Raw genomic sequence first — 8,292 nt, 5'->3', positions numbered from 1 at the left:
CATCATCAGGGGAAACCGATCCCCTCACGTCATATTTTCCGCCGTAAACAACCTGAACGCGACTTTACCCGCCTGATACACATCCGGTTGAGAGCCGGTTTCCAGATGACTTAGCATCAAATCAATCGCCAGCCGGGCATGCTGTTGAGCATGCTGATCCAGGGTAAATGCCACTTCATCATTCATCAGTAGCTTACGTGTCACATCATAAAGTTCATGAGTGATATAGGTGCATTTACCCAGCAACTGGTGGGCACGTAGTGTGTCGCTGACAACAGTATTGCCCATGCCAGTGTTGTAGACCCCTGCAATCATCTGCGACGGTTGCAGGTTGCGGGCCAGCACGCTGCGGATTGTCTCCCGCTGATCCTGACCCGACAGCACCTCACGCAGATGACGCTGGGGCGCACGCTGCGCCATGGCCTCCCGGAATCCGTCAATGCGCTGACGGTGGGCGCGATAATCGAAGCGGCCACTGACCATTAGAATGTCGCCGGGCTGACTCACCGTTTTACTCATCAGTAATCCTGCCGTGCGTCCGGCCTGATACTGGTCAATGCCGACATGACATAAGCGGTCGGCATCAGGCAGATCGGTAACGATGGTAATCACCGGCACATTGCGGCTGCGGCACAGCGCTAGCGCCCGGTAGATGGGCGGTGAATCATGTGCAAAGACAATGATGCCGTCGCGCGTGCTGCTGCGGGCGATAATACTTTGCGCCAGCTGCTCAGGCTGTGCCTCGGCCACCAGAGTTTTATGCAGTTTCAGGCGACGATAGCCAAGCTGGCTGGCGACTTCGCTGAAATGGGTAGTAAGCTGCTGAAAAAAGGAGGAGCCGTTATTACTGAGGAACACCTCAATTTGCCAGGGATGCTGGTACTCCTCTGGCAGCAGACGCTTCAATCCCACTTCGCGCGCAGCTTTCAGGACTTTACGGCTGGTCTCCAGTGACACGCCGCCGCGTTCATTCAGCACACGATCGACCGTCGCAATCCCGACGCCCGCCATTTTTGCCACCACCTCTAAGGTGAGCTTTTTCATTCAGACTCCACGGGGAAAATGGCGATTAACTGCTGCCTGCCTGACTATTTATCTCTTCTAACCGGTTAAAAGTAAAAGATAAAGCAATTTAATGATGGAAAACCATCATCAGCGTTGTGCCGCAAGGTTTTTACCGACCGTGCTGTCGCCACGCTAAAAAGCACAGCGGGCCGCTGTCCTTGCGGAATACCCGTTAAGCTTGTAGTGAGACAATCAACGAGGAGTGAATATGGCTCAGCAAAAAGAGGTTCTGATTATTGGTGCTTCGCGCGGTATCGGGCTGGCGGTGGCACAGGCGTTTGCGGGTGAGGGCTGGCAGGTCACGGCTACGCATCGCAGTGGCATTCCAGAGCAGGGTAATAAGCCAGACATTCACTGGCATGCGCTGGATATGACGCACTCATCGGCGGTTCAGCAGCTTGCCAGCCAGCTCAGTGGCAAAACGTTCGATGCGATTCTGATTAACGCCGGGATTTCCGGGCCTTCACACCAGAAGGTCTTGCAGAGTGACGATCAGGATCTGGCGCAGCTGTTCCTGACCAACGCGATAGCGCCGGTTCGCAGTGCAGAGATTTTGCTGCCGCTGTTGAAGCCGGAAGGTGTGCTGGCGCTGACCTCATCTCAGCTCGGCAGCCTGAATGAAAACCCGCAGGCGCAGATGCCGATTTATTCGGCCAGCAAAGCGGCCCTGAATATGCTGAGCCGCACACTGACTCCGGCAGTTGACGCGCAGAGCGGGACGCTGCTGACGCTGCACCCCGGCTGGGTGAAAACAGATATGGGTGGCGAGAGTGCGCCACTGACAGCAGAAGAGAGTGCGGCCGGTATCGTCCGGCAACTGACCCACTGGCGCGGTCGTGGTGGTCATCACTATGTCGATTACGCCGGCCAGCAGCTGCAATGGTAAGTTGATACGGGGCGGTTACGCCCCGATGTCACGTAGTGCTTTGCCTTTCATCAGGTTGCGTTCAATGTGCTCCAGCGTCACATGTTTGGTCTCGGGAACCAGCATCATCGTCAGCACGATAAACACCAGATTAAGCGCGCCGTAGAGCCAGAAGGTATTGGCATTCCCCAGCTGATCCAGCATGGTCAGGAAGGTCGCACCCACAATCATATTACCGACCCAGTTCGTGGTGGTGGAGGCGGTAATGCCGAAATCACGTCCTTTCAGCGGCTGAATTTCTGAGCAGAGCAGCCAGATGACCGGTCCGGCCGCCATCGCGAAGCCGACGATAAACATCAGCAGCATCGCAATAGCAAAGTATTTGCGGAAATCTGTTTCAACGCCAATATGCAGCAGCGTGCCCAGGACGCCCATGCCGACTGCCATCACCAGAAAACTGGTGGTGAGCATCGGCTTGCGACCCCAGCGATCAACAAAGAAAATCGCAATCAGCGTAGCCAGCATGTTGACCAGCCCGACAATCACCGTACCCCACATCTGCTCACTGGTGCTGGAGAAGCCGGCAATATTGAAGATTTTAGGGGCGTAATACATCACAACATTCATGCCGGTAAACTGTTGCATCACCTGCAGCAGCATGCCCAGCCATACCGCGCGGCGGAAATTACCGTTAGAGCGGAAAAGCGACCAGCCACGCTGCTTCACCTGCAGGCTTTCACGGATCTCTTCCAGCTCCTCCCGGGCCTGTTCACTGCTGTTCCGTAGCCGATCCAGTACCCGCTGTGCTTCGTTAAAACGCCCATGTGCTGCCAGCCAGCGCGGACTGTTAGGCAGGAACAGCACGCCGATAAACAGGATCACCGCTGGGATGGCGATAACACCGAGCATCCCACGCCAGTTGCCGCTGTAGCTGAACGCGGTATCAGAGAGATAAGCCACCACGATGCCGGTGGTCAGCATCAGCTGGTACATGGAAATCATCGAACCACGAATACGTTCCGGCGCAATCTCTGCCAGGTACAATGGTGCGGTATAAGAGGCGATGCCCACCGCCAGACCCAGCATCACGCGGGCGCAGACCAGTGACCCGACATCCGGGGAGAACGCTGACCACAGCGAGCCAATCACAAACAACGTTGCGCCTGCCAGCATACTTTTCTTGCGTCCCAGCTTTGATGACATCCAGCCCGCCGCCAGCGCACCCAGCGCCGCGCCGAACATCATTGAACTCACCACCCACTCCTGCTGATGGTTAGTTATCTGCAAATCCTTTGCCAGAAACGGTAAGGCACCGGCAATGACACCGATATCCAGACCAAACAGCAGGCCTGACAGCGCAGCCATAAAACAGACGAACCACGTAAAACGGTTCTGCTGACTTCCCGATTTTTTTGTCGCGACCATGCGAGTCTCCTTGAGGCGATTCAATGTCAATATTGTTAATGTTATGTAAACATAGTTGATGCCAGTGTGGTGACGATCACACTTCTGGCCATAACCCGTGCTGCACAGCATTACACTAAAAAGAAAACATCGAAGATCAGCGGGTTGGCACTACAGGGAATAAGGGCGGATGAAGCACAATTACACCAAACGAGGCATATCAGACCCGTTTTGCAACTGACTGCTTGCAGCATTACACTGCTGCTTTTCAGCCATTGATTGAAGGTGCTTATGTCTGAACCTTTCCAGCGCCAGCCGCTGCCGCTGCCGGGCGGTCATAAAAAAGTCCTGCTGCACTCCTGTTGCGCGCCCTGTTCGGGTGAAGTGATGGAAGCGATGCTGGCATCCGGTATTGAATACACCATCTATTTTTACAACCCGAATATTCACCCGCTCAAAGAGTATGAGCTGCGAAAAGAGGAGAATATTCGCTTTGCCGAAAAATTTGGTGTGCCGTTTGTGGATGCGGACTATGACCGGGATAACTGGTTTGAGCGCGCGCGCGGGCTGGAGTGGTCACCGGAACGGGGTGAGCGCTGCACCATGTGCTTTGATATGCGTTTTGAGCGTACGGCACTCTATGCCCATGAGAACGGCTTCCCGGTGATGACCAGTTGCCTGGGGATCTCACGCTGGAAAGATATGAAGCAGATTAACAGCTGTGGTGTCCGCGCCGCGTCAGCATATCCGGATCTGATGTACTGGGATTTTAACTGGCGTAAAGGCGGTGGGTCTTCGCGCATGATTGAAATCAGTAAGCGCGAGAGTTTTTATCAGCAGGAATATTGTGGCTGCGTCTATTCACTGCGCGACACCAATCGTCATCGCGTCGCCCAGGGGCGTGAGCGCATTCAGATTGGCGTGCAATATTATCAGCCGGATGAAACCTGATTAACCCCTGTCGCGGAATGGCTCTGCCTGCGTATATTCGTGCGTGAAGTGCGTAACAGGCCGGACTGTTACGCCAGCATCCGGCTTTATACTTTCCTCACGCACAAAGCTGCATAAGGTACAGGGATGCGCTACCTCAGCCAGCTGCTGTTTCGCCTTGTGGTTCATCTGACGTTTGCGACAGGTGCTCGGCGTGCAACCCATAATCTGTTTAAAAGAGCGGGTAAAAGATTGCTGGCTTTCAAAATGGTATTTCAGTGCCAGAGTGATAATAGGTGTCTGGCTGTTTTTTAAATCATGAATGCTGGCGTTAAGTTTTCTCTTACGAATATAACGCGCCAGTGTTTCATTATGGTAACGGGCAAAGAGTTTCTGTAAATACCATCTGGAATAACCTGCCTTTATGGCAATATCATCAACACTCAGGCGCTGGCCAGGATTATTATTAATCCATTCAGTGACAGAGATGATTGCGCTTTCATTATATTTATTTTCGCTCATAGCGACTCCACGGTTAAATTCATCACGAATGTGAAAAATCTACCTTAATGTTCTTATTCTTTGCGTAAACATTTTTCAGGTTTTGAGTTTTTATCTCCTGATATTATTCATCCGAACAGCCGTTTTTTATTAAATTAGATGAATTGTGATAAATCTGTTGGGAAATATAGATGATTGATATCTGGCAGATAAAAATTAAATCAGGCGCTATGCCGCTGACCACCTCCTGATGAATCCTGGCAGCCGCCGTGTTATTAACGTGATAGCACCGCCTGGCAATAGATTTTTCACAATGACATGCCAGGCTTACGACTCACCTTTAACATGGAGTACCCCCGGATGAGCCCGACATACGCGCTGAAAAAACCGCTTGCCGCCTTGCTCACCTCGCTGGCCTTATTGGCTCATGCACCTGCCCATGCTGCGTCTGTGTATGGCGAACAGCTGGAGGGGTTTCAATATCCCTATCCTCTGCAGCATTTTGACTTTCAGTCTCAGCAGCAACCGCTGAGCATGGGCTTTATGGATGTCAAACCGGTGCAACGTGCCAACGGCAAAACCGTGGTGCTGATGCACGGTAAAAACTTCTGTGGCGCGACCTGGGAAGAGACGATTCGCGCACTGAGTCAGCAGGGATATCGCGTTATCGCGCCCGACCAGATTGGCTTCTGCAGCTCGACCAAGCCCGCCAGCTATCAATACAGTTTTCAGCAACTGGCAGAGAACACCCATCAGCTGCTTGCACGGCTGGGAGTGGAGAAGGCGGTCATTGTCGGTCATTCAACCGGCGGGATGCTGGCAACGCGTTATGCGTTGATGTACCCGGCGCAGACGCAGAAGCTGGTACTGGTTAACCCGATAGGGCTGGAGGACTGGAAAGCCAAAGGTGCACCGTGGCGTTCGGTGGATCAGTGGTATCAGCGCGAACTCAAACTCAGCGCGGCGGGTATTAAGAAGTATGAACAGCAGACTTACTATGTCGGGCGCTGGAAACCCGAATATGATAAGTGGGTCGATATGCTGGCCGGACTAAACAGTGGGCCGGGCCATCAGAAGGTGGCGTGGAACTCCGCCTTAATCTACGACATGATCTTCACTCAACCGGTGTTTTATGAGTTCGGCGATCTCAGGGTGCCGACCACTCTGATAATCGGTACGTCAGATACCACGGCCATTGGCAGTGATATCGCACCGGCGGAGGTGAAAGCCCGGTTGGGTGATTATGCGGTGCTGGGAAAAGAGGCGGCTAAACGTATCCCGGGCGCGCGCTTAATTGAATTTCCTGGCATGGGGCACGCACCACAAATGGAAGATCCGGCTAAGTTTAATCAGACGCTGCTCGACGATCTGGCCCGTCCCTGACCCCTCAGGCGCTGCGGCGCCTGACCTTACACGGCAATGCGTTTCTGATTTTTAGTCAGATACATCTGTTTATCGCTGTCGTGCAGTAACTGTTCCAGCGATTGCGGATTGGCCGGGTCAAACTCTACCACGCCGGAAGAGAACTGCAGGCGGTAACGTCGGTTCAGGCTGACTGACTGCTGGTGCAGATAACGGTCGAACTGCATGAGCAGCGCTTCACTCTGCTGCTGCTGCAGGCCATCAAACAGCACCACAAACTCATCGCCGCCCAGGCGGGCAAACAGGTCGGAATGTTTGAACGCCACTTTCATCGCATTGGCAAAGTCCATCAGCGCGCGATCGCCTTCGCGATGGCCCAGTGTGTCATTAATCTGCTTAAACTTATCGAGATCGAGAAAAGTCAGACAGGCGGGACGGTTTTTCCTCTGGCACTCATTAAGCACCATCTGTCCCAGCGTCATAAAACCGCGGCGATTGGTAATCTGCGTCAGTTCATCACAGGTAGCCGTCTGAAAGGCGATCAATTCCGCTTCAGCCATGGCGGCGAGATCGCGCATGGTGGCCTGATCCTCTTCATTAAACTGACGCGGCTCACGACCAATAATACAGAACGTACCCATTTTGGCACCGCCCGGCGCACGCAGCGGACAGCCCGCATAAAAGCGAATGTGTGGTTCGCCAGTCACCAGCGGATTATCGTGAAAACGTTCATCCTGTAACGCATCTTCAACGATCATGATTTCATCCTGCAGGATAGCGTGGCCGCAAAACGAGATATTCCGTGGCGATCCGGTAGGCGCATAACCCTGTGCAGATTTAAACCACTGGTGATCTTCTTCCAGCAGGCTGACTAACGCGATAGGCACGTCATACAGGCGGCGCGCCAGGCGAGTTAAACGATCAAATCGTTCTTCCGCTGGCGTATTCATTATGTTCAGCGCACGCAACTGCGATAAACGTTGTGCCTCGTCGGCGGCGATTTCAGGTGCTTTCATCACAGAGCCCTTTGGTTTTTAGCTGAAGCCAGGTTCTGGTGTGTGCCTAACAGCGAAGAAGAGCGTGATACAGCGACCACGCTCTTTATGAGGAGGGGATCAGAGCACTTTTTGTTCGGCGAGATCAAGGGCGAAATAGCTGAAAATGAGGTCGGCTCCGGCGCGTTTAATCGCACCGAGGCTTTCCAGCACCACATTGCGCTCATCAATGGCACCGGCCTGTGCGGCAAATTTAATCATCGCGTATTCGCCACTCACCTGATAAGCCGCCAGCGGCAGTTCGGTGCGTTCGCGGATATCGCGCAGAATATCCAGATAAGCGCCTGCCGGTTTCACCATCAATGAATCCGCGCCCTGCGCCGCATCAAGCAACGATTCACGGATCGCTTCCCGACGGTTCATCGGGTTCATCTGGTAGGTTTTACGGTCGCCTTTCAGCGCCGTTCCGGCCGCTTCACGGAACGGGCCGTAAAACGATGAAGCGAATTTGGTGGAATAAGACATGATGGCGGTCTGGGTGAAGCCTGCCGCATCAAGTGCGCGGCGAATCGCCTCAACCTGACCATCCATCGCCGCTGACGGGGCGATGAAGTCTGCACCGGCTGCGGCGGCAACAACGGCCTGCTTGCCCAGGTTTGCCAGGGTTGCATCGTTATCGACGCCGTGATCACAGAGCACGCCACAGTGGCCGTGGCTGGTGTATTCACAGAAGCAGGTGTCAGACATCACAATCATTTCCGGTACGGTATCTTTGCAGATGCGCGACATGCGCGCCACCAGACCGTTTTCGTTCCAGGCATCGCTGCCGGTGGCGTCGGTGTGGTGAGAAATACCGAAGGTCATCACCGAGCGGATGCCCGCTTTGGCGATGCGCTCAATCTCATAGGCGAGGCGCTTTTCCGGAATACGCATCACGCCAGGCATCGCCTGAATCGCTTTGTAATCGTCGACTTCTTCTTCAACAAAGATAGGCAGAGCCAGATCGTTCAGGCTCAGGGATGACTCCTGGAACATTTCACGCATTGAGGCGCTGGCGCGCAATCTTCTTGGGCGCTGGATAAGGGAATAATCAGACATTTTCATTCTTACGCAGGTGAAAAAAGTAACAACAGTTTACTCCCTTTGACCGCGAGGGATGAAGGTTTGTGT

8 protein-coding genes are annotated in these 8,292 nt (G+C 53.7%); 3 read left to right on the top strand and 5 right to left on the bottom strand.

From position 1 onward, the window contains the following. Positions 1–24: 24 nt before the first annotated feature. Positions 25–1,044, bottom strand: a complete 1,020-nt coding sequence (locus NP77_RS16390; protein WP_039660859.1) for a LacI family DNA-binding transcriptional regulator — start codon at positions 1,042–1,044, stop codon at positions 25–27. A gap of 229 nt (positions 1,045–1,273) precedes the next feature. Between NP77_RS16390 and NP77_RS16385 the strand changes: the two genes are divergently transcribed. Further along, on the top strand, positions 1,274–1,951 hold the full coding sequence (locus NP77_RS16385; RefSeq protein ID WP_039660857.1) for an SDR family oxidoreductase: 678 nt from the start codon (positions 1,274–1,276) through the stop codon (positions 1,949–1,951). 15 nt (positions 1,952–1,966) lie between these two features. Here the strand turns inward: NP77_RS16385 and NP77_RS16380 are convergent, their stop codons facing one another. Beyond that, complete coding sequence (locus NP77_RS16380; protein WP_039660856.1) at positions 1,967–3,355, bottom strand: sugar porter family MFS transporter; 1,389 nt, start codon at positions 3,353–3,355, stop codon at positions 1,967–1,969. 270 nt (positions 3,356–3,625) lie between these two features. Between NP77_RS16380 and NP77_RS16375 the strand changes: the two genes are divergently transcribed. Beyond that, positions 3,626–4,285, top strand: coding sequence for an epoxyqueuosine reductase QueH (locus NP77_RS16375; RefSeq protein ID WP_039660855.1), 660 nt, complete (start codon positions 3,626–3,628; stop codon positions 4,283–4,285). Here NP77_RS16375 and NP77_RS16370 read toward each other — a convergent pair whose 3' ends face one another. Continuing rightward, positions 4,286–4,786 (bottom strand): helix-turn-helix domain-containing protein, encoded by a 501-nt coding sequence (locus NP77_RS16370; RefSeq protein ID WP_039660853.1) that lies wholly within the window; start codon positions 4,784–4,786, stop codon positions 4,286–4,288. Between the two features lie 339 nt (positions 4,787–5,125). On the opposite strand from NP77_RS16370, the gene NP77_RS16365 reads away from it, so the two are divergent. Next, positions 5,126–6,148 (top strand): alpha/beta fold hydrolase, encoded by a 1,023-nt coding sequence (locus NP77_RS16365; RefSeq protein WP_003852152.1) that lies wholly within the window; start codon positions 5,126–5,128, stop codon positions 6,146–6,148. Between the two features lie 26 nt (positions 6,149–6,174). Here the strand turns inward: NP77_RS16365 and NP77_RS16360 are convergent, their stop codons facing one another. Together NP77_RS16360 and hemB are read right to left on the bottom strand one after the other, a co-directional pair. Next, positions 6,175–7,143 (bottom strand): diguanylate cyclase, encoded by a 969-nt coding sequence (locus NP77_RS16360; RefSeq protein WP_003852154.1) that lies wholly within the window; start codon positions 7,141–7,143, stop codon positions 6,175–6,177. A gap of 99 nt (positions 7,144–7,242) precedes the next feature. Next, complete coding sequence (gene hemB, locus NP77_RS16355) at positions 7,243–8,220, bottom strand: porphobilinogen synthase (protein ID WP_033734324.1); 978 nt, start codon at positions 8,218–8,220, stop codon at positions 7,243–7,245. Between the last annotated feature and the right edge of the window lie 72 nt (positions 8,221–8,292).

It is taken from the genome of Pantoea sp. MBLJ3, from assembly GCF_000816655.1.
Taxonomy (GTDB): Bacteria; Pseudomonadota; Gammaproteobacteria; order Enterobacterales; family Enterobacteriaceae; genus Pantoea; species Pantoea eucalypti.
This window is presented reverse-complemented; position numbering and strand designations above follow the sequence as displayed.

Bases quoted from the DNA above. Each gene is read 5' to 3' on its own strand.
- NP77_RS16390 (WP_039660859.1), bottom strand. From the start codon at position 1,044: ATGAAAAAGCTCACCTTAGAGGTGGTGGCAAAAATGGCGGGCGTCGGG.
- NP77_RS16385 (WP_039660857.1), top strand. From the start codon at position 1,274: ATGGCTCAGCAAAAAGAGGTTCTGATTATTGGTGCTTCGCGCGGTATC.
- NP77_RS16380 (WP_039660856.1), bottom strand. From the start codon at position 3,355: ATGGTCGCGACAAAAAAATCGGGAAGTCAGCAGAACCGTTTTACGTGG.
- NP77_RS16375 (WP_039660855.1), top strand. From the start codon at position 3,626: ATGTCTGAACCTTTCCAGCGCCAGCCGCTGCCGCTGCCGGGCGGTCAT.
- NP77_RS16370 (WP_039660853.1), bottom strand. From the start codon at position 4,786: ATGAGCGAAAATAAATATAATGAAAGCGCAATCATCTCTGTCACTGAA.
- NP77_RS16365 (WP_003852152.1), top strand. From the start codon at position 5,126: ATGAGCCCGACATACGCGCTGAAAAAACCGCTTGCCGCCTTGCTCACC.
- NP77_RS16360 (WP_003852154.1), bottom strand. From the start codon at position 7,143: ATGAAAGCACCTGAAATCGCCGCCGACGAGGCACAACGTTTATCGCAG.
- hemB (WP_033734324.1), bottom strand. From the start codon at position 8,220: ATGTCTGATTATTCCCTTATCCAGCGCCCAAGAAGATTGCGCGCCAGC.